At 42.0% G+C, this 21,249-nt stretch carries 19 protein-coding genes and 1 tRNA gene; 10 read left to right on the forward strand and 10 right to left on the reverse strand.

What is annotated here, in order from left to right; translation table 11 throughout:
* The first annotated feature begins 22 nt into the window (after positions 1-22).
* The 6 genes from ctaD to secD are packed head-to-tail and all read left to right on the forward strand — an operon-like array spanning position 23 to position 6,608.
* The gene (ctaD, locus tag NRI_RS02585) at positions 23-1,582 is read left to right on the forward strand and encodes a cytochrome c oxidase subunit I (protein ID WP_015816465.1); all 1,560 of its coding nucleotides are present in this window, start codon (positions 23-25) and stop codon (positions 1,580-1,582) included.
* Between the two features lie 9 nt (positions 1,583-1,591).
* The gene (gene cyoE, locus NRI_RS02590; RefSeq protein WP_041351501.1) at positions 1,592-2,500 is read left to right on the forward strand and encodes a heme o synthase; all 909 of its coding nucleotides are present in this window, start codon (positions 1,592-1,594) and stop codon (positions 2,498-2,500) included.
* Between the two features lie 14 nt (positions 2,501-2,514).
* Positions 2,515-3,036 (forward strand): ubiquinol-cytochrome c reductase iron-sulfur subunit, encoded by a 522-nt coding sequence (gene petA / locus NRI_RS02595; RefSeq protein ID WP_015816467.1) that lies wholly within the window; start codon positions 2,515-2,517, stop codon positions 3,034-3,036.
* Complete coding sequence (locus NRI_RS02600) at positions 3,029-4,261, forward strand: cytochrome b (RefSeq protein ID WP_015816468.1); 1,233 nt, start codon at positions 3,029-3,031, stop codon at positions 4,259-4,261. Before petA ends, NRI_RS02600 begins: the two co-directional genes overlap by 8 nt.
* Before the next feature lie 11 nt (positions 4,262-4,272).
* On the forward strand, positions 4,273-5,043 hold the full coding sequence (locus tag NRI_RS02605) for a cytochrome c1 (RefSeq protein ID WP_015816416.1): 771 nt from the start codon (positions 4,273-4,275) through the stop codon (positions 5,041-5,043).
* A gap of 56 nt (positions 5,044-5,099) precedes the next feature.
* Positions 5,100-6,608: a protein translocase subunit SecD gene (secD, locus tag NRI_RS02610; protein ID WP_015816469.1), complete on the forward strand. Its 1,509-nt coding sequence runs from the start codon at positions 5,100-5,102 to the stop codon at positions 6,606-6,608.
* Positions 6,609-6,891: 283 nt separating this feature from the next.
* Here secD and ubiG read toward each other — a convergent pair whose 3' ends face one another.
* A complete protein-coding gene (gene ubiG / locus NRI_RS02615; RefSeq protein WP_015816417.1) occupies positions 6,892-7,584 on the reverse strand; it encodes a bifunctional 2-polyprenyl-6-hydroxyphenol methylase/3-demethylubiquinol 3-O-methyltransferase UbiG in 693 nt (230 codons plus the stop codon).
* 194 nt (positions 7,585-7,778) lie between these two features.
* Between ubiG and NRI_RS02620 the strand changes: the two genes are divergently transcribed.
* Positions 7,779-7,855, forward strand: a tRNA-Arg gene (locus NRI_RS02620).
* A 295-nt stretch (positions 7,856-8,150) separates the two neighbouring features.
* Here NRI_RS02620 and NRI_RS02625 read toward each other — a convergent pair.
* The 6 genes from NRI_RS02625 to NRI_RS02655 all read right to left on the reverse strand — a co-directional run bounded on the left by NRI_RS02625 (position 8,151) and on the right by NRI_RS02655 (position 15,834).
* On the reverse strand, positions 8,151-9,086 hold the full coding sequence (locus tag NRI_RS02625) for a beta-ketoacyl-ACP synthase III (RefSeq protein ID WP_015816471.1): 936 nt from the start codon (positions 9,084-9,086) through the stop codon (positions 8,151-8,153).
* Positions 9,087-9,502: 416 nt separating this feature from the next.
* Positions 9,503-10,555 (reverse strand): phosphate acyltransferase PlsX, encoded by a 1,053-nt coding sequence (gene plsX / locus NRI_RS02635; RefSeq protein WP_015816419.1) that lies wholly within the window; start codon positions 10,553-10,555, stop codon positions 9,503-9,505.
* A gap of 25 nt (positions 10,556-10,580) precedes the next feature.
* Positions 10,581-10,772, reverse strand: a complete 192-nt coding sequence (gene rpmF / locus NRI_RS02640; protein WP_015816472.1) for a 50S ribosomal protein L32 — start codon at positions 10,770-10,772, stop codon at positions 10,581-10,583.
* Between the two features lie 243 nt (positions 10,773-11,015).
* The gene (locus NRI_RS02645) at positions 11,016-13,670 is read right to left on the reverse strand and encodes a hypothetical protein (RefSeq protein ID WP_238522975.1); all 2,655 of its coding nucleotides are present in this window, start codon (positions 13,668-13,670) and stop codon (positions 11,016-11,018) included.
* 257 nt (positions 13,671-13,927) lie between these two features.
* Positions 13,928-14,446, reverse strand: coding sequence for an NADH-quinone oxidoreductase subunit NuoE (gene nuoE, locus NRI_RS02650; RefSeq protein WP_015816473.1), 519 nt, complete (start codon positions 14,444-14,446; stop codon positions 13,928-13,930).
* Positions 14,447-14,457: 11 nt separating this feature from the next.
* Positions 14,458-15,834 (reverse strand): ABC1 kinase family protein, encoded by a 1,377-nt coding sequence (locus NRI_RS02655; RefSeq protein WP_015816421.1) that lies wholly within the window; start codon positions 15,832-15,834, stop codon positions 14,458-14,460.
* Between the two features lie 296 nt (positions 15,835-16,130).
* On the opposite strand from NRI_RS02655, the gene NRI_RS02660 reads away from it, so the two are divergent.
* From NRI_RS02660 to NRI_RS02670, 3 genes are all read left to right on the forward strand, one after another.
* A complete protein-coding gene (locus NRI_RS02660) occupies positions 16,131-16,673 on the forward strand; it encodes a hypothetical protein (RefSeq protein ID WP_238522976.1) in 543 nt (180 codons plus the stop codon).
* A gap of 320 nt (positions 16,674-16,993) precedes the next feature.
* A complete protein-coding gene (locus tag NRI_RS02665; protein ID WP_015816423.1) occupies positions 16,994-17,290 on the forward strand; it encodes an HU family DNA-binding protein in 297 nt (98 codons plus the stop codon).
* Between the two features lie 40 nt (positions 17,291-17,330).
* A complete protein-coding gene (locus NRI_RS02670; protein WP_015816476.1) occupies positions 17,331-18,056 on the forward strand; it encodes a YebC/PmpR family DNA-binding transcriptional regulator in 726 nt (241 codons plus the stop codon).
* Between the two features lie 187 nt (positions 18,057-18,243).
* Here NRI_RS02670 and groL read toward each other — a convergent pair whose 3' ends face one another.
* The 3 genes from groL to NRI_RS02685 form a co-directional block, all read right to left on the reverse strand.
* Positions 18,244-19,890: a chaperonin GroEL gene (gene groL, locus NRI_RS02675; protein ID WP_015816424.1), complete on the reverse strand. Its 1,647-nt coding sequence runs from the start codon at positions 19,888-19,890 to the stop codon at positions 18,244-18,246.
* Complete coding sequence (locus NRI_RS02680) at positions 19,890-20,186, reverse strand: co-chaperone GroES (RefSeq protein ID WP_015816477.1); 297 nt, start codon at positions 20,184-20,186, stop codon at positions 19,890-19,892. Before NRI_RS02680 ends, groL begins: the two co-directional genes overlap by 1 nt.
* A gap of 146 nt (positions 20,187-20,332) precedes the next feature.
* On the reverse strand, positions 20,333-21,244 hold the full coding sequence (locus NRI_RS02685; RefSeq protein WP_238522977.1) for a hypothetical protein: 912 nt from the start codon (positions 21,242-21,244) through the stop codon (positions 20,333-20,335).
* Between the last annotated feature and the right edge of the window lie 5 nt (positions 21,245-21,249).

Raw genomic sequence — 21,249 nt, forward strand, 5'->3', positions numbered from 1 at the left:
AGATTAGTTAAGGTTAATTATTATGAATAAACATTCAGAGGTCCCTAGCGGCATAAGGCGTTGGCTTTTTTCAACGAATCACAAAGACATAGGTACTTTGTACATTATTCTTTCCGTGGTTGGGGGAATTGTAGGTGGCCTTTTCTCGTTGATGCTACGTGCGCAACTTGCACACTTAGATGTCTTTATGGGTAACTATCAACTCTACAATGTATCTATAACTGCTCATGCGGCGGTTATGGTGTTCTTCATGCTTATGCCAGCACTCATAGCTGGATTTGGAAACTGGTTCGTTCCACTTATGATTGGAGCACCAGATATGTGTTTTCCGAGGCTCAATAACATCAGCTTTTGGATACTTTTCTTCTCTTTGGTGATTATCGTCATGTCTGCACTTATTGGCGAAGGACCTGGTACAGGTTGGACATTCTATCCACCACTCTCAGGAATTCATTTTCACCCTGATGTATCCATTGATTTAGCAATTTTCGGTTTGCACCTGGCTGGTATTTCATCCATTCTCGGGGCTATCAACTTTATTGCGACCATACTTAACATGCGTGCACCTGGCATGACATTGTTCAAGATGCCGCTTTTTGTGTGGTCTATTTTTGTGACATCTATTCTTGTCCTCATAGTAATGCCGGTTCTAGCTGGTGCTCTTATGATGTTGCTTACCGACCGTAATTTAGGTACAGCTTTTTTTGAAGTCGCAGGTGGTGGTGATCCGCTTCTTTTCCAACACTTGTTCTGGTTCTTTGGTCACCCTGAAGTTTATATTATTATCCTTCCTGCCTTTGGTATTGTTAGTGAAGTTGTGTCTACTTTCTCGCAGAAGCCGGTTTTTGGTTACAAAGGTATGGTTGCTGCAATGGCGATAATTGGCATAATCGGTTGTTTCGTGTGGGCTCACCACATGTTTATTACTGGTATTAACTTTAATGCTCTTGCCTACTTCACCGTTGCAACAATGCTAGTTGGTGTTCCAACAGGCATAAAAGTCTTTAGTTGGATAGCAACGATGTGGGGTGGTTCTATAGATCTTAAAGCACCTATGCTCTTCGCTATAGGCTTTATGTTCTTGTTTGTGGTTGGCGGCGTTACAGGTATTGCGCTCTCAAATTCTGCGCTAGATAAGGCTCTGCACGACACATACTATGTTGTTGGACATTTTCACTATGTGATGTCGATCGCAGCGCTTTTTGTTGTATACAGTGCTTTCTATTACTGGATTGGTAAAATTTCGGGGAGACAGTACAACGAGTGCTTTGCTAAAATCCATTTTTGGATCACGCTCATTAGCGTAAATATAACATTCTTACCACACCACTTTTTGGGCCTAGCAGGTATGCCAAGAAGAATACCTGACTATCCGGATGCATTCATTCCGTGGAACTATGTTTCTTCTTTTGGCTCGGTGCTTGCATTTGGATCGGCGTTATTTTTTGTGTTTATAGTTTTTCACACACTCTATAAAGGGAAAAAATGTGAAGCTAATCCTTGGGGTGGCAAAACTTTGGAATGGACTTTATCATCTCCTCCTCCGTTCCATTCGTTTGAAAAGCAACCAGTGGTAGAATAACATTGTAAGGTGTTTCAGATTCTATCCAAGACTGATTGGCTGACCGTGAGGGCGTATTTCGCCCTCCTAAAGCCTCGCGTTGTCAGTTTGGTCACTTTTACAGCAGTGACCGGTGCTGTGCTTGCATATTTTTCCGGGTATCATGCACCTTTTTTTTCAGTATTTACTGCTATTTTTTGCATTGCTGTAGGTTCTGGCGCAGCCGGTGCACTGAATATGTATTATGATCGTGACATAGACGCGATCATGAGCCGTACCAGCAAAAGGCCTATCCCACAAGGAAAAATCTCACCAGAAGCAGCATTGGTCTTCGGGCTAGTGCTTTTTGCCTTGTCTGTGCTACTAATGGAATTGGCAGTGAACCACTTATCCGCAGTTCTGTTATCTGTAGCGGTATTCTACTACTCTGTGATTTACACGATCTGTCTAAAAAGAAGTACACCTCAAAATATTGTCGTAGGAGGTGGCGCCGGAGCATTTCCGCCAATGATCGGATGGGCAGCTGTGGCTAATCATATAGGCGTGGAAAGTTTAGTTCTTTTTCTGATAATATTCCTCTGGACTCCCCCGCATTTCTGGGCATTAGCATTAAAAAACTCAGGGGAATATGAAGCTGCTGGAATCCCTATGTTGCCAGTTACTTCTGGAGTCAAGGCAACAAAAATGCAGATATTATGTTATTCTGTCCTCCTGTTTATAACTTCAATTCTACCGTACCTCCTAAGGTTCTCTGGTGTAACCTATATGATCGTAGCCTTCATACTTGGATTTGTCTTTTTGTATTATGCAATTAATGTTTATCTAGACGAGAAGAAATGTATGAAGTTATTCTATTATTCCGTGTTATACTTGTTCCTGCTTTTTGGAACGTTAATTCTTGATGCAGCTTTGTCCACGGCATTGGGTATGGTTATTTAATTTTCTGTAGACAGATGGTAGATAAAAAGAGAAGAGATTTCATAGTTACAACTACGGTTGCCTTTGGTGCCGGTGGTGCTATTGCTGCTACCTGGCCCTTGTTGAAGTCGTTTGGTCCCTCTGCGGATGTACTTGCGACGGCAACAAGAGAAGTAGATATAAGCAATGTGGGAGCTGGTCAGAGTGTTAAAGTTTTATGGCAGGGAAAACCCGTCTACATAAGAAACAGAACAGAAGAAGAGATAAAAATGGCGCGAAACGCTGATCTTACTTCTCTTAAAGATCCTGAACGCGACGCTGTACGTGTAAAACCAAACAAGGAGAACTGGCTTGTGGTGGTCGGTGTATGCACGCACCTTGGGTGTGTGCCACTTAGTAATACTGATGGTACTTTCTTCTGTCCTTGCCACGGATCGCACTATGATACTTCTGGCAGGGTTGTTTCCGGCCCGGCACCAACTAATCTTGTTGTGCCGGATTATTATTTCGTCAACGATACAACAGTCATAGTAGGAGCAAAAGAAAAAAATGTCTGATACTGAAGGTACTCTAAAGGGGAATTCTGGTGTTGTAGGATGGATAGAACATAGGTTACCCATCTTCTCGTTTTTAAAGGGGTTTCTTGTCGATTACAGAGCACCAAAGAACCTGAATATTTTTTGGAATTTCGGTATATTGGCCGCTCTTTCATTGGGAATTCAGCTTGTGACAGGAATATTTCTAGCTATGCATTACGATCCAAATGCTGCTAATGCATTTGCGAGTGTGGAGCATATAACTAGGGATGTTAATTTTGGATGGCTACTTAGATACTCACACCAGGTTGGAGCATCGATGTTTTTCGCTGTGGTATATATTCATATCTTCAGGGGACTGTATTATGGCTCATACAAAAACCCGCGCGAACTATTATGGATAATCGGAGTCATAATATACTTATGCATGATGGCCACTGGCTTCCTTGGATACGTCCTCCCATGGGGGCAAATGAGTTTTTGGGGGGCAACCGTGATAACTAACTTCTTTTCAGCGATCCCTGTTTTTGGTGAGTCAATAGTGCAGTGGATTTGGGGTGGGTTTGCTGTGGGAAATCCTACCTTGAATAAGTTTTTTGCCTTACATTACCTTTTTCCGTTCATCATAGTTGCACTGGCGTGTCTGCACATGATCGCATTACACAAGTTTGGTTCGAATAATCCATCTGGGATAGAAGTAGCGTCTACAAGAGAAACCGTACCTTTTCATCCGTATTACACTGCAAAGGACTTTGTGACAGTTGTGCTGTTTTTCCTTGTATTTTCAGGGTTTGTATTTTTTGCACCTGACTATTTAGGGCACCCGGATAATTTTATTGAGGCGGACCCATTGGTTACACCAAGTCATATAGTGCCGGAATGGTATTTTCTTCCTTTTTATGCAATCTTACGTGCAATTCCAAGTAAACTTGGAGGAGTGGTAGCATTGCTTTCCTCAGTTCTAATACTAATAGCAGTACCATGGTTAGATACTTCAAAAGTTAAAAGTGGTAGGTACCGTCCGCTTTTTAAAAAGTTCTTTTTTGTCTTCTTAGTGAATTTTCTATTTTTGCTTTGGTTAGGAGGTAGAGAAGCTGTGGAACCGTACATAAGTATGAGTAGAGTGGCGACGTTATACTACTTCGGTTATTTCATGGTTGTGCTGCCTATATTAGGAAAGCTTGAGAAAACACTGCCGCTGCCACAAAGTATTGAGGAAAGCATCAAGGAGAGCGACGAAAAGTAGGTCTATTAGATATGAAAAAATATTTTTTTATTGCTCTTTTGCTTTGCCAAGTTTCTGCACTTGCGAATGAGGGAAATTTTGAACCAAAAGAACCACTCAAAATGCCTTGGTCGTTTGAAGGACCGCTTGGTACCTTTGATAAACAGGCTATAAGGCGTGGTCTGAAAGTATATCAACAGGTTTGTGCAGCTTGCCACTCACTTAATAGAATATCGTTCCGTCACCTTCTGGGTGCTGGTTTTTCTCTTGAAGAGGCCAAGTCAATAGCATCGGAGTATCAAGTAAAGGATGGTCCTAATGATGATGGTGAGTATTATGAACGTCCGGGTGCGCTTTCGGACTATTTTGTTCCTCCTTATGCGAACAGAAAGGCAGCGGAAGCAGCAAATAATGGCGCTTATCCACCGGATTTGTCTCTAATTGCACGTGGTAGGATGGGTGGAGCGAGTTACTTGTATTCTCTTTTGATTGGATTCACAGACGAGGAAGCACCTGAAGGTTTGTACAGTAATCCGTACTTTTCCACTGGTAAAATTGCTATGGCACCACCTCTGTCTGAAGATATCGTGTCCTACGAGGACGGCACTCCAGCTACGGTTGAACAAATGGCTTTTGACGTAGTTAATTTTCTTCAGTGGGCATCCGAATACGAGATGGAATACCGCAAGAGACTTGGATTGAAAGTGATGGGATTTCTTTCGATATTACTAGTACTCTCATGGGTTTCAAACAAGCGCATTTGGAAAGATATTAAGCAGGTGAGTAATGAAGACGCATCCTGAATGGATTTCTTGTATTATAATAGCTGGGTTGTTGTCGCTTTTATTATATTAATCCGATGCGTTCGTTGCGCGTAAAATGTTTCCTTCTATTGTTTCTTTTTCTGATTTCTGCATTCGTTGTTTGGGGTAATTTTTCTTCTGGGCCAAATAAAAAAATCAATCTTGGATTAGACTTGCGTGGAGGTGTGAGTATTACGATGTCTATAAATCGTAACGGATACATTCACGAAAAACTGCGCAGGCTTGTTTCTGAAATCTTGGAATTTGCAAAAGAAAAAGGTATTAAAATCAAAAAAATTGGAATTGATGAGTCAAATCAAATAATTTCGATTTCTCTTGAACACTCAAAAGAAAACAATATCGCGGTTATAAGAGATTTTTTCAAAACTTCCGGTGAAATAGTGTTTGATAACATCGATCAGAAACGTGCATATATGCAACTTTCGTACTCCGAGCGCTACCTTAACGAAATAAATAAGAAATTGCTTGAAGATTCTATAACTAATCTTAGAAGACGTGTAGATGAGTTTGGTGTAAGAGAAACATTGATTTATTCGCTCGGTGGGGACCGTATTGCAATAGAAGTCCCGGGTCTGCATGATCCAGAAGAGTTAGTGACGTTACTTGGTAAAACAGCGAAGCTGAGTTTCCATATTGTTGTAAATGACACTGCAACTATCCTGGGTAAATTCTTCCTGAAAGATAAATTTGGCAGGAACCTACCACTTGAAAGGACACCCTCTCTTACCGGGGATCTCCTGGACGACGCTAGCGTCGCATTTAGTCAAAGGGGTGTACCAGTAGTGCGATTCAAATTCAATGCTTATGGCACAAAAAAACTAGAGCAACTATCAAAGGCTAATGTAGGAAGAGCGATGGCAATAGTACTGGATGATCTCATTTTGACTGCACCAGTGATCCGTGACCCAATCATTAATGGCCGTGGTGAAATATCCGGCAATTTCGATGTTAAGGAAGCAAAAGAACTTGCACTACTACTCAAGTCTGGTTCTTTACCTGCAGAACTTACGGTAATAGAACAGAGAGCCATTGGACCTTCACTGGGCGCAGAGGCAATACTTTTGGGGAAAAGGGCTAGCCTCCTTGCGATGTTATTAGTAGTAACATTCATGTTATTTGCGTACGGGTGGTATGGAGTAGCTGCAACTATAGCATTAATAGTAAATCTGACACTACTGGTGGCGAGCTTGACATTACTCGAAGCAACGCTCACTCTTCCAGGGATTGCCGGGTTGATACTGACAATAGGCATGGCAGTCGATGCAAATGTACTTATTTTTGAGCGTATGCGGGAAGAATTCAAAAGGACAGGTGTCCTGAGAAATTCATTAATAAATGGCTTTGAGCATGCAAAGGCAACAATTTTTGACGCAAATATTACCACAATACTTGCTGCAGTTATGATGATTTTCATTGGTTCTGGTCCAATCAGAAGCTTTGCCGTTACACTTTCGCTTGGGATCATCACTTCAGTTTTTTCATCAATTTTCGTGACAAGAGTATTATTGGAAGCATTTGTGTTATCCAAGAAACCGTCTAAGTAGGATCTTAGTTGCCCATGCCATAGCGATTCTCTCGAGATTATGATCGCGGACTTCTTATGAGGCCATTTGATTTTCATCAGTAACGACCCATCTTTTTATAAGCAGTAGGAAAGTCGCGACAGTCTCTTGATCGGATGTGTGTACTTTCCTAACAGAAGAATTCTAGGTATCTAGCATTGTACTAAAGAGAATCGAACCGTACCTCGACTTTCGTCCACGCAATACGCATAAAAGAATTCTAGAAGTTTAAAATTCCCAACAACCTAGGGGATAAGAGCACACTTTATTTTTTGTGCATAGCAAGACCTACATAGTTCATTGAAACATCACTGCCTAAGCTCCAAGAGTCGGATAGAACACAATAAGCTAGACCCCTGATACCTCTTATTTCTAAACCAGAACAGGCAAAAAATTTGTTCAACACGGAAGGACGTAAAAATTTTTTCCAGGAATGAGTATGCTTAGGAACAATTCCAAGGATATATTCTGCTGTAAGAATACCAAGTAAAAAGGATTTCACGGTTTTATTCAGCGTAGAAAAAAAGATTTTTCCTCCTGGGAGCAAGATTTCTGCACAAAAATGTATAAATTCCTTGAGATTATCAATATGCTCTACTACTTCCATGATACATATCAGATCAAATTTACTATTGTTATTTTGCTTCACATAATCCTCTAACGACGTAGCAAAATATTTTACTTCACCTCGACCATGATTCGCTGCAACATTTATGCTCTTGCTACACGGATCTATTGCCGTCACAATTCCTCCAAGGCTTGCTAAGTCTTCAGAGAGAAGTCCCCCCCCACAACCTATATCGAGTATTTTCTTCCCTACTATATCTCCATAGCCCAGTATGTATCGCACTCGCACTTTATTCATTTTGTGAAGCATCGCGAAACTGCCATTAGCAATGTGCCACTCATCAGCAAGAGCTGCAAACTTTTCCATTTCCTTTTTATTTACAGTCGTCATTTATTCACAGGACCCCTCTTCCTCCTTAAATTGGCACTTAAGCTTAACAATAAAGATAACCCATGCCCTTCTCTACCCAAAGAATTAACAAAACACTCTGTTCTATCTAAATAGATTATGGAGCAAAAACAATAACTGCAATGCCTCTCTTCCAAGTTTTACAAAGTGTAAGTTTCCTTTATACTTTAGGCTTGGGTCCCGTAGCTCAGTAGGATAGAGCAACAGATTCCTAATCTGTGTGTCGTGTGTTCGAATCGCACCGGGATCACCAGTGTAGTTACTTTTCAGACAGGGTTCTGCCTTACCCACATTAAGGGGTCGTGTTGTTTATACCTATTTGACTTTGCTGAGTCCGCGCTTACGCACGTACTGACGAGAGTGGTTCTACGACTTGCTTGCCTCGGTCAATCTTTTCATTTCGCTTAGACTTTCACTACCAATCTTGCTCAATTCTCACTACAACTACGCGTCCAGGATCTCCATATACAATCCTCTAGTAATGAATAAGGGATTTTCCCCACAAATATAATGGTAGGAAATCCATCCTAACCTAAACAACAGGTCTTTTAGTACTCAAAAATTGTTACACCATAGGTAAATCCAGCACCCATCGCTGCAAAAAGTATCTTAGCACCCTTTCTTATCGACCCCTGAGAATCCATATAAGCTAGTGTAATTGGTATGGATGCAGCAGAAGTGTTTGCATAACGATCCACAGTGACAATAACTTTAGAGCGATCTATCCCTATCTTCTCACCTATCAGTTCTATAATTCTTATATTTGCCTGGTGCATTATAAAGTAGTCTAGTTCTTCAACACTAATACCGGTTGTTTTGAGCGCCTCACCTATGGCAAGAGTCAATCTTTTGACGGCTGCTTCAAACACACTTCGACCATCCATTTTAAGCGTTCCACCCACCTCTGCTAAGAGTGCCTCTCCAAGGGAAGAATCACAAGCCATGTGTTCGTATAAGATCCCACCCGATTCACCAGCAGAAAGCAATACGGCACCTGCACCATCACCAAAGAGAACACAAGTATTTCGATCATTCCAATCAATAATTGTGGACATCGCTTCTGCTCCAACTAAAAGTACTGTAGAAACTTTCCCAGACGCGATCATTGCATCAACAATTGAGAGGGCATATAGAAATCCAGTACACGCAGCATTGACATCAAACGACAGGATGTGTCTCTCTATGCCTAATCTTGCCTGCAACATATTTGCAACTGCAGGTAACCTTTTATTAGCAGTACAAGTCGCGACAACGATCGCATCAACGTCTTTTTGAGAAAAATGCATTACCTTTTCAAGACAGTCCAAAGACGCTCTAAAGGCAAGCTCACACACGTCCTCTTCCTCGGCTATATACCTGGTTTTAATCCCTGTACGCTTGAGAATCCATTCATCAGATGTATCAACCAACTTCTCAAGATCAAAATTAGTAAGCACTTTTTTTGGTAGATAGCAACCAAAACCCAAGAAATTAGTTTTCTTCATTATAATCCTGTGTGAAATTCCGTGAACACATGTAAAATACTACTTCTCTTCCAGAGGCGAATAAAATTTACAATAAGGTGCAAAAAAGTGCACGTCTAACTCAGTAAAAACAACATATCGCGAGTATAAAAAGACGTACAGATACAGCAAATCCCTTTCTTGCAACCCTTGTTCGATAGAGTGAGATTCGCATTCTCCCCTGCTACCTCTTTCTAAAGAGTACACCTACTTATCGTTAGGTTTAACAAACATTGTAGAAGCTTTGCCCACATGAATCACGCAAAAGCTCATAGAATACACACTACCAATAGGACTTCAAATTTAAACACAGACCCCACCCAACACACATTCCGCACCCTTTTACAACGAGATCCGATGTAAGCTACTAGAGTGAAACCGAAAGCAAATGGGACTTTCTAATCAATCGTGCAAATACTGTCAATAATCCTCGAATTAAGATTATTTGTTACGAGTTTCACAGCAGCTCCTATTGCATTGGCGAAAGCAATACTATCAGAACTTCCATGAGCCTTTACCGCCACTCCATTCACTCCTATTAACATCGCCCCATTCCTGAGATCAGGATTAAACCTAGATATTGATTTCTTCAAGCTTTTTGCCAAAACTAGCCCCGCTAATCTAGAGAGCAACGAAGTCCTAGTTGCACTAACAATACTATCCCTAAGCAGGTGAAAAATGCTCTCAGCCGTCTTGAGCATCACATTCCCAGTAAAGCCATCACTGACAACAACATCCACATTGCCCCCAAGTACATCAGAAGGCTCCGCATAACCTATAAAAGTGAAGTCCTCATCAGTCCTTTCATTCAGTAAATGAAAAGCTTCTTTCACTGCATCAGTACCTTTGTTTTCCTCAACACCAACATTTAAAAGTGCCACCCTGGGATTTTTTACTCCCAGTGATGCCTTCGCAAAAGCAGAACCCATAAAGGCAAACTGGTACAAAACATCCGAGCTGCAGTCCAGATTCGCACCAAGATCCAAAACCACTACCTCACCCTTTTTCGTCGGAAGAGTTGTAACAATAGCCGGCCTGTATATGTTCTCCAGCATTCCTAACAGTATCTTTGATATCCCCATAAATGCCCCTGTGTTTCCCGCAGACACAACACACTGAGAAGCCTTTTCTCTCACATCTTGAACAGCTTTATACATGCTCGAGCCTTTCTTTCTCACTGCAGAAGAGGGCTTATCATCAGACATCACAACATCATCAGCATGGATGACTTCACAATTTTCCAGCAAATGAACATTAGCCTTAGATGACAAACAGCGCTCAATAGACGGAGAGTTGCCAAAGAGCCTAAAGAAAACTGAAGAGGGATTTTGCCGAAGATACACAGAGGCACCAAGAAGAATCTCATCAGGTGCTCTATCCCCACCCATAGTATCAAGGGCAACCACAACCTTACGCCCTACCTGATCCATCACATAAACCGGTACCGCCACAGCAAGAGCCCCTCAACTGAGAGAATCAACCAGAACCTGCCTTTCCCTTTGGAGAAAGAACTCTTCTACCATTGTAAAACCCATCCAACGACACGTGGTGCGACCGTTGAAACTCCCCCGTAGTTTTATTGACAACAACATTCTCAGGCCGAAGAGCATCATGAGAACGTCTTTTACCACGCCTAGACGGGCTGGTTTTCCTTTTAGGAACGGGCATAACAGAGTCAATAAGTTTTCACGCTGAGGGAATTATATTACGCAGTGCACTCTAAAACAAGACTTTCCTCTTTAAGTAGAAAACACTGTACGAGAATAAAAATTTAATAAATATTCTCATCTTAGTAAGAGCATAAAAAATCCACCAGAAATTGCAATTCTGCTAAAAAACGGCTCAACAACTTAAAAGCACAAAGGCAAACTAAATGCTGGACACGTTAAGCAAGAAATCCTATATCATTCCTCAAGTAGGTAAAGAACTTAGATTTTGTGCTGATATGGAAGAGACTGAGGCAGAATCCAATAAAGTATACTTCCCAGAAGCAGAACGACGATCGGCTTTGATATCCTCAAAAGACACACATAATGGAGGAAAGGAACCAATTTCGCACTTAGAAACCTCAAAACATGCAAGTACAAGAGCGGACATTAGCGAGCAAAGTATTCCAGCAACAACAAAAGCCCTCTCTAAGGTTAGTGTTTCTGGAGGGTTAGGTATGCTTAAGGTATCTTCTCCAATTAACCTCAACGACGACACAACAGCCGCTGCAAAAAATGCAAGCCCTGGTATCAAAGCGCAAAAAACGCCTCGACAAACCTCAGTTGACCTAGATTGCTTAGGATCAGTAGGACTTCGCCTACAAGCTTGAGCAAAAGCGGCTCCAAGAAGGACTATCCCAGCACAAAGCATAACCATTGATGCTACTCCACTGATACTGAAATCCTTAAAGTTGGGGATTCCAACACACGCAAGAGCGCCTAAAACCATCCCTAAAATGCTAGAGATACAAAAAATAACCCTTGGGCCAAACCACAAACCAACTTTTTTTATGATATTGTCGGCTTCAGCGCTCGCATCAACAACATGACGCATACCATTAGCTGCCGTGTTGAAATGCCTTTCCTTAAGCACGTTTACTGCGTATATAAAATCGAGCACTTCTGAGCGCGCAGCCAACACCGCATCAGAAATCTCTACGCTTGTGCTTTCAGGATTTTCCAGCACAGCAACTAGTAAATAGACAGCACTTAAACTCTTGATAGGCTGACTCGAACTCGGATATACACCTCCAAACAGAGACGTAAAAGCACTTCCAAGAACAGATTCTACAACCTGCCGACTTGAGCTACCATCGTGTAAAGGGCCACTTTCTCGCCTAGACGCAGTGCAGGAAGCAATGACGTCTGGATTACTTGCAGCAGCTGCAACCTCAAGAGGCGCGGTAACACTATACACTTGCATTCCATTAAGAAGCGAAGCAATTGAGGCAGCCGCTCCTCGAGGGTTTTCATTTGCATTCACCACGGCAGTGTATAGATTACCGGTAGATGTGATCAAATCCTCTATGAGCCCGTTTAGACCAAGGGCTTCCCTTAGACCTCGCATCAAACCCTCAGATTGAGCAACTACTCTACGCACTTCACTAGTAGCATGAGCGATATCACCCGGAACCTGTCTTACCGACGCATACAACTGCTGTGCCCTTTCTATGCACCTTCTAACTGTTTCTCTGGTTTGCGCATTGTTTATCCCTTCTGCAGCTGCTCTTGCAGCTGCAAAATTACCCGTACTACATGCACCAATGACACCATGAATGTTACCAGCGTCAGCTGCATTGCCTGGATCAGCTGCAAGATCTCTTAAAGCCTGTAAATCCTCAGGTGAAAGACTTAATCCGAGAAGGCTAGAAATACCTGCAACAAGATCGGATACACCTCCAACCATATTGACAACACTTCCAGGAATGCCAGTTATATTCGAGCGCAGCTGCTGTGCCCTTTCTATGCAACTTCTAACTGTTTCTCTGATTTGCGCATTGTTTATCCCTTCTGCAGATGCTCTTGCAGCTGCAAAATTACCCGTACCACATGCACCAATGACGCCATGAATGTTACCAGCGTCAGCTGCATTGCCTGGATCAGCTGCAAGATCTCTTAAAGCCTGTAAATCCTCAGGTGAAAGACTTAATCCGAGAAGGCTAGAAACACTAGCAACAGCAGTAGATGAACCATTTAGAAGAGCATTTGCATTACTAAACAGAGCTTTTAAAGCACCACTACTATTCCTAAAGATCGAATATAAGGAAAGCGCGCAAACATACCTACGACATTTAGCAATACTATCTTCACAGAACTGCCGCATCTTGCCTGACGGCACCTCTTTTACTTCGTCCGACAAAGCACGGACATAAAGAAGCAAAACATGCGCCAGGGCGATCCTTGGTGAAAAAGACGAAGAGCCGGCACTGCAAGAAGACGCAATAGAAGCGGTACTACCACCTGGTGATCCTGCAAAAGGTGAAAGCAAACCTGAGAGGTTTGCAAAAATCCTTAAAAGCGCCCCTCGGATCACGCGCGGATCTTGAGAACTCCTGCCATCTCCGAGAGAAGTCAGTAGATCTTCAGCCCTCTGGAAATGTGAGATTATTTCTGTAACAAGAGACGCAGGTAATGCGCCCTCTTCTTCAACCGCAGCTAAAAGAGCTGACAAGAATCCTGGAGAAACAAGAGTCTGAACTAGCTCATTACTGGACTGAAGTGCACCTTTAATATTGACCAACACCGACTTCTTTTGACCTACAATAACCTTTTTTTTTCTGTCTAAGCACTCGGAAGACGTCTCCCTTTCAGGATACCCGACCGGATCAAAGGCTACAGAATCGGCACCAGAACCATCAACAGACCTACTGTGACTAGAACCAGAAAACTGCTCAGAATCACATATAGAGTTGTCACCTGCAAACGAAACTTCAGTGCTACCCGTAAGACACGCTGAATCATCCACAGGAACAGATCTTTTATCTTTCTTCTTAGGAGAAAGAGCAGAACTAAGACGACCTAAGAGCGCGCGACCTTTTCCTAACTTACCCATCACAGTTTCGAGGCTACCCCTAGCCAAAAGACCGTCCTAAAAAAGGGTATACCTAAACTGTCAGACGGTCACTATATCAACTGTGATAATAGTAACATTATTCTAGTAAGATATCCATGCTTTATTGTATAAATAACATAACTATTTAAAAACCAAAATAACCTGGGCAAACCCTACTGCCGAGCTTGAGCTTTGCTTAATCAGACCCACTAACAGAAGGGCACGCTAGGCCTACATTATATCATTAAGTAATTAAAATAACATCAAAACCCTAGGACAGTGCGTTATTTGAGTCTTGATAAAAGCTCGAGAAAAGACTTTTCGTCCAAATTTTCAAAATAGTCGTCGTTAATCTGTACGACTGGTGCGTTAACACAGGCACCAAGACACTCTACTTCATCTAATGAAAATTTGTTGTCTTCGGTTGTATGGCCTACTTTGATCCCTAATTCTCGTTTTGCAGCTTTAGTTAGACAATCCGAACCTCTCAACCAACATGGCGTGGTTCTACAGACACGTATGGTATGCTTCCCCACTGGGGCAGTATTGAACATACTGTAGAAAGATACCACTTCATATACTTTAATAGCCGGTAGTCCAAGTAATTGTGCAACATGATCCATTGCAGCGATGGGAATCCAGTTTTCATGCTGTTTTTGCACAAGGTGTAGCAACGGAAGGATAGCACTTCTCTTACGCGAGGCGGGATACTTGGCAAGGATTCTAGCTACCTCTTGTGAATTCTCCTCACTAAACCAGAATTTATCCGGTTGAATTGATGCATGAGCAATACGTTTTTTCATGAAAAGCAAAACTAAAAAAACCTGCAAGCAAGTATGGCAAAGAAATTTATAATTGAGGCAAGACAGATCCAGAAAAATACCTCACGTCTTAACGCAGTAACCGCACGATACTTACCTTCCTTATTGTCCTCGAAGGCCTCTTTTAAAACAACCGCTATCTTATGGAGTTTCTCCCTCACTAGGACTGTCGGACACATCCTGTTTTTATACCACCTCCTTATCATTGGCTCTATTATTCGCCATACGTTTATCTCTGGATCAAGTTTCGCACAGTTTGCCTCGAGAAAAATTAAATTCTTTTGCATTAAAATAAGGTTCGGGTTAATCTCAATTCGAAAATCCCTAGAAAGCTTGAAGAAATCACCCAGAAGGCGAGATAGGGAGACCTCCTTCAGTGGTTTATCCACTATAGGCTCCGCAAGGGCACGACATGCAGAAGCAAAATCTGTTCGGGACCTTTCTACATATCCGGCTGAATAATGTAGTTCTGCCACACGGTCATAATCTCTTTCTAAGAAACCCTTAATCAGTTCCAAAACGTAAACCTTTGTCTGTTCATCAATCCTTCCGATTATTCCAAAGTCCACTAATCCAACTTTGTGTCCAGAAACGAGAAATATATTTCCCAGATGCATATCCCCATGAAAAAATCCATTTACATAAACCTGCACGAAAAATGTCTCAACAAGTCTTCGTGCAAACTGTGGATCACGTAGCTTACAGTGTGTCAGTGGCACCCCTTCAAGCCAAGACATAGTAAGAATTTCATTGGTCGTCAGGCCCCAATAAACTTCAGGTATTACAACTGTTTTGTTGATAAGAAGCTTATCCTTCATCTCCGACAATGCAGCTGCCTCCATTTTGAGGTCTAGCTCATTCTTTGTGGAAGCAGAAAATTTCTTCAAAATCGTGATTAGGTTGAATCGTTTCGGGAGAAAAAATGAGAAAATGTACACAACCGAAAAGGCGATTTTGATATCTCGCTTAAAGATCTTTTTTACTCCTGGTTTCAGAATCTTTACGGCTACAACTTCATCTGATAACGTAATCGCCTTATGCACTTGCGCAATCGATGCAGAAGCCGTTGGCCTCTCATCTATCCACTTGAAGAGCTCATCTATCTCTTTTGAGAATTCCTTTTCGATAGATGCCTTTACCTCTACGTAGGAAACGGGCTTCACGTTATCACACAGCTTCCTTAACTCGGTAGATAAATCTGAGCAGATAAAATCACCCATACTCGAGAAGAACTGTCCAAATTTGATAAATGCCGGACCCATCTTCTCCACTTCGGAAACCAGAACAGAATAATTTTTTCTGTAAAGGAGCTCAAAATACGCGTAAAAGATAAAATACGCTATTCTGAATATCCTAAAGAACAAATACATGCACAAACAATTTTTCTACGACGTACAAGAGCAAAAGGAAGTAAGTGCAATTTAAAGCAACTTAGGTGTTAAACTCAGAACGCTAACCCAACCCTCAGCACTACACACACAGGCGCAATCTCCAACCCAAGAAGAGTGGAAAACAGATAAAAAAATACATATACCAGGAAGTCTCTAAGATTGAAACATCACTACCCTTACACATTTGAGACTTAGAGACTTTCGATGTAACATTCCTTATTCCACATAGTTCCGCAGTAATGGAAAGAGCGCTATGCATATTGTTGTTCCTCTTCATGCCCTTTTTAACTTTAGCTGATGATACACCAACTAAGATATGGACTTTTGAGCGTTGGACTTTCTACCACCAGGTCGAAGATGGGAGAATTACATGTTTTATTGCTTCTAAACCATTCTTTGTCGCAGGATACCAAACTGATCATGGAACTTCGTATCTCTGGGTGAAACATATCAGTGCAAACATCGACGAAGTTAGTATTACTTCCGGTCATGACTATGGAAACAGTCCATTGCCCCAACTCGCAACCTACAGAAGAAGAGATGAATTTTTTAGGCACAGACAGACGATGATAGATGGCGCAAGAACAGGTAATTGCAACAAAGGAAAACCATCCGACGTGTATATCTTCGACCTGATTGAAGGTGAGAGGGCCTGGTTTAAGAATGTCGAAAACGATGAAAATGCCGTGCGCTCGATGAATGGAGATCTTTATGCAGTCGTGGTAGCAAAGTCAAGCCAGAATGGCTGTTCAACTAACTTTTATTCATTAAGGGGCTTCGCAAAAGCGTATACAAAAATGAAAGAAAACTGTAACTAGAATTTCTCTTACACCCCATTGCTCATTTCGTAAGGACATGCACGCAATGGGCTCTGATTCCAAATAAATAGATGCAGCGAAGTTTCAGAAACTCTTCAAAGCATCGTCCTAGAACGATACATCCTGATAGATTAGAAAGCAATTTCAGTCAATTTTCTTTGCAGGGCGAACAACTCCAAGAAGAGTGAAGTTTATTGATTGTAAAATTCTTAATGTGCAACTCAAAATTTCCTGAAGTTGCGCCTCGATATTCCCATTTCCTCTTGATTTATTTGGGTTTATATCATAATCTGCAGTTTTGATTGTTTCGAGAGCTTTTGATGACCAAAGAAGTAGTGAAAAATGTTGATTTGATCAACGTTGTTGCTGAAGGTGCTTCGATTTCTAAAGGCCATGCCAAGCGTGCTATAAACGCATTGTATGAGTACATATATGAATCGCTCAAACACAGGAAGTCTGTTAGAATCCCAAAGGTTGGAACCCTCTCAGTAGTTAAGAAAAAAGCAACCACTTATTGCGATCCTAAGACCAAGCAGATGGTAAGGCAGGCTGAAACTGAAAGAGTTAAGTTCACTATAAGCAGTGTTGTGAAAGGTGATCTTAGGTCTGGAAGTTAGTTTTAGCTATCTTGCATCAAGATAGTGTCTCATCTGAGTTATGGCTGGTCATTCTCAGTTTGCCAATATAAAGCATAGGAAAAGCGCTCAAGATGCGAAGCGGGCAACGAAATTTACCAAGTTGAGAAGAGAGATTCTCGTTGCAGCGCGTTCTGGCCTTCCGGATCCTGAATTTAACCCGCGTTTGCGGTCTGCTCTCGCAAATGCACGACGTTGTGGCCTTCCGAAGGATAAAATCGAGTCTGCGATTAGGAGTTCAGCCGACAAAACAGAAGGTGATTATCAAGAAGTGTGCTATATGGCCGCTGGTTCTGGGAGTGTTTGGCCTAGCGGTTTTGCGGTCGTCGTGACTGCACTGACGGATAATAAGAACAGAACTGCGTCGAATATTAAGCATATTCTTTCGAAATCTGGTTTGGTTTTGGCCGACGTTTCTTTTATGTTTGAGAATTTCGGGGTTTTTTCGTACCCAAAATCCACAGATTTCGACACGTTGATGGAGGTCGCTCTTGAGGCCGGTGCATTAGACGTTAAAACTGTAAAGAACCACTTTGATATCTACTGTAGCAGGGAGAGTTTCGCCGCAACTTCGGTAGAACTGAGAAAAAAGCTCGGAGAGTACGAACATTCGGGGCTGGTATGGATGGCAAAAACACATCAAGAAGCGTCACCTGAGGTGCGCGTCCGTTTAGAAAAATTGCTAGATACTCTCGAGGAAGATGACGATGTCCAGCACGTCTACACTTCCATACTCGCGGAACAGTAACCAGAAAAATAAGTAGGTAACCCTGAATACAACAAAAGAGGAGTGCTGACACCATCGCACGAACGAGGCATCCGTACCAACAGGAAGGATCACAAGAACCAACCAGTCAGGGTAAACAACTGCTTAAATCAGACAATGCGAAAGGACAAAAGTAGGAGGGGCGCAAAATACCCCTCCCCACAGGCAATTAGAAACCGCCCATTCCACCCATGCCACCACCAGGCATCATTGAAGAAGAACCGTTATCTTTAGTCGGTAAATCAACTATTAGGGCTTCAGTAGTCACTAGAACACTAGCAACAGAAACAGCACTCTCCAAGGCAACACGCACTACCTTCGCTGGATCTATGATACCCGCCTTGAAAGCATCTACATACTTAAGCTCGCGTGCATCAAAGATCCTGTTAGGATCCTTTGATTCCAGAAGATTATATGTGATCACAGAAGCATCTTCACCGGCATTTTCAACAATCTGAGAAATAGGAGCCTTGAGCGCAGACTTCACGATATTAATACCAGCTTGTTCATCGTCATCATCAGAAGAGAGCTTTTCCAGAACAGCGATTGCACTAAGCAACGTAGCACCACCACCAGGAACTATACCTTCCTCAACTGCGGCACGTGTAGCATGTAGAGCATCCTCTACACGATCTTTGCGTTCTTTAACCTCAACTTCTGTAGCACCACCAACCTTGAGGACAGCAACACCACCAGCAAGTTTAGCAAGTCTCTCCTGAAGTTTCTCCTTGTCGTAATCAGAGGTAGTCTTGTCTATTTGCGTCTTGATCTGCTTGACCCTCGCATCAATGGATGTTTTTTCGCCCCCACCATCTACTATAGTCGTGGAATCCTTAGATATAATGATGCTCTTTGCAGTACCGAGATCTTCAACAGTAAGGCTCTCAACTGTCACACCCAAATCATCACTTACTAGTGTTTTAGCACCGGTAAGTATTCTAATGTCTTCGAGCATCTCGGATCTGCGATCACCGAAGCCTGGAGCTTTAACAGCGCAAGCTTTCAAGCTACCCCTCATTTTGCTAAGAACAAGAGAAGTAAGAGCTTCACCCTCAACATCCTCAGCAATTATGACGACCGCTCTGTTAGAACGAACGATCGTTTCCAACAGAGGAACCATTGGTTGTATGCTAGAAAGTTTTTTATTCGCGAGAAGGACATAAGGATTGTCAAACTCAACAATCATTTTCTCCGGATTTGTTATAAAGTAAGGAGAAACATACCCTCTGTCGAAGACCATACCTTGGACAACGGATACAGAAAACTCATCTAATCCTTTACCTTCTTCGACAGTAATAACACCCTCTTTACCAACTTTATTCATAGCTTCGGCAATCTTGTTACCGATTTCACTATTGCCGTTAGCAGAAATTGAACCAACTTGTGCTATCTCTTCCTCCGAATTTATCTTCTTGGCAACTGATTGAATATACTTCACAACCTCATCGCGTGCGCGTTTCATACCGGATTTAAGCTTCGTCCGGGACCTTTGAGCAGCGATGTGTTTGTGAGCATTTTTAATCATGTTGCCCACTAAGATAGTAGCAGTAGTAGTCCCATCCCCGGCTTTTTCATTCGCCTGTGAGGTAGCCTGGTTTAACAACTCGACTATCTTTGCAATTTTCTCATCTTCCGGTTTAAGGTTGTTAATTACCTTGCAACCATCCTTAGTTACTTCCGGGCCACCATAGGACTTACTCATTATGACTGGTCTGCCTTCAGGCCCAAGTGTTACACCAGCACTTGATACAACCAAGTCAGCCGCATCACGGATAACTTTCTGCAACTGTTCACCACTTATTACTTCGTTCGCCATTATTTACCCTCCTTAATAGCAATAATATCAGTCTCCTTCATCACCACGTATTCAACACCGTCATGCTCCACTTCGCTGCCTGCCCATTTCCTGTAAAGGACAACATCTCCCTCTTTAACACACATAGGATCCAGAGTGCCGTTTGAGTTTTTTGCACCTGCTCCAACAGCTACGACAAGACCCATTGTTGGTTTCTTCTTTGCTGAATCAGGAATATATATCCCACCAGCACCATCCTTTTCTTCATGAGGCCTAATAAGGACCTGATCATGTAACATCTTTAATCCAACTTTCATAAGTATCTTCTCTCCTATCAATCTCGATTAACCATTCTAATGACCTACAGAATCAAATATCGTAATCGCTGTGATATTTTTCAAGACCTACATCACATGCACATATGAATTTGCCAAGTTCTATTCTCAACAAATGAGTTATTTCGCTACAAACAAACGGATTGTTTCATTTGAGCAAACAGACTTGATAATCCCGCTACAAGTAGAGTGAACCTTCTCTCAGGAAAAAGCTTATATTGTGTTTCTAATTTTGGCAGCGCAAGTAGCATCACCTTAGCCCTATCCCGATAGAAAACATTTTCCAGTGCCTGATCAATAATTTCTAGGTCATAGAATTGCTTTTTACGCAAGTCCTGAATAATTTCATTTTTTGGAATGCCGCGTACGGCGCTCGTAACAACATCAAGAACCGCATCACAGTATTTCATCAAACTGCGAATCACTAACATCCCTTCTGTCTCCGAGAACCGACCTATACTATCGTAAAAGTCATGCACCTCCAGTGCGAAAATACTACGACAAAAGCTATTCACCGAAGGCGACGCAGGTTCACATAGAGTAAGCATATCATCCAACGTGATATCACGCGCACCAAAGTAGTGCTTGAACTTTAGCATTTCCGTATCTACTGCAAAGGCATTCCTTCTGAGATGTTGAACAAAAACCTTGATCGCCTCTACACAGAAATTCAAACAATACTTACTTGAATAATATGTGACTAACTCTTCTAGTGTCGCGTCTGAAAATACTATCCTTACCAGATCGTCCCTTTGTAGACGAACATTGAAGCCATCTCGAGAATATAAACAAAGATAATTTTCTATCTTTCCTATCTTCGATAGAGGAAGTTTTGGATCGTCATAAGTAAAAAATATTCTTCCAAAACAAGAGGGAGAGTGCAATTTCTCCAACAAAAGTCCATGCGGACAGTCCTTACAATAAACATGTTCTACCAATAGCTGCCCGTTTCTCTTGAAGATTTCCTGTATCTCCTTGACATAGGCCAAATAGATCAACTCAAGCTGACCCTCAAAAAGGAAAATCCGCTTTGAAGCCAAATCGC

The organism is Neorickettsia risticii str. Illinois (genome assembly GCF_000022525.1).
Classification (GTDB): domain Bacteria; phylum Pseudomonadota; class Alphaproteobacteria; order Rickettsiales; family Anaplasmataceae; genus Neorickettsia; species Neorickettsia risticii.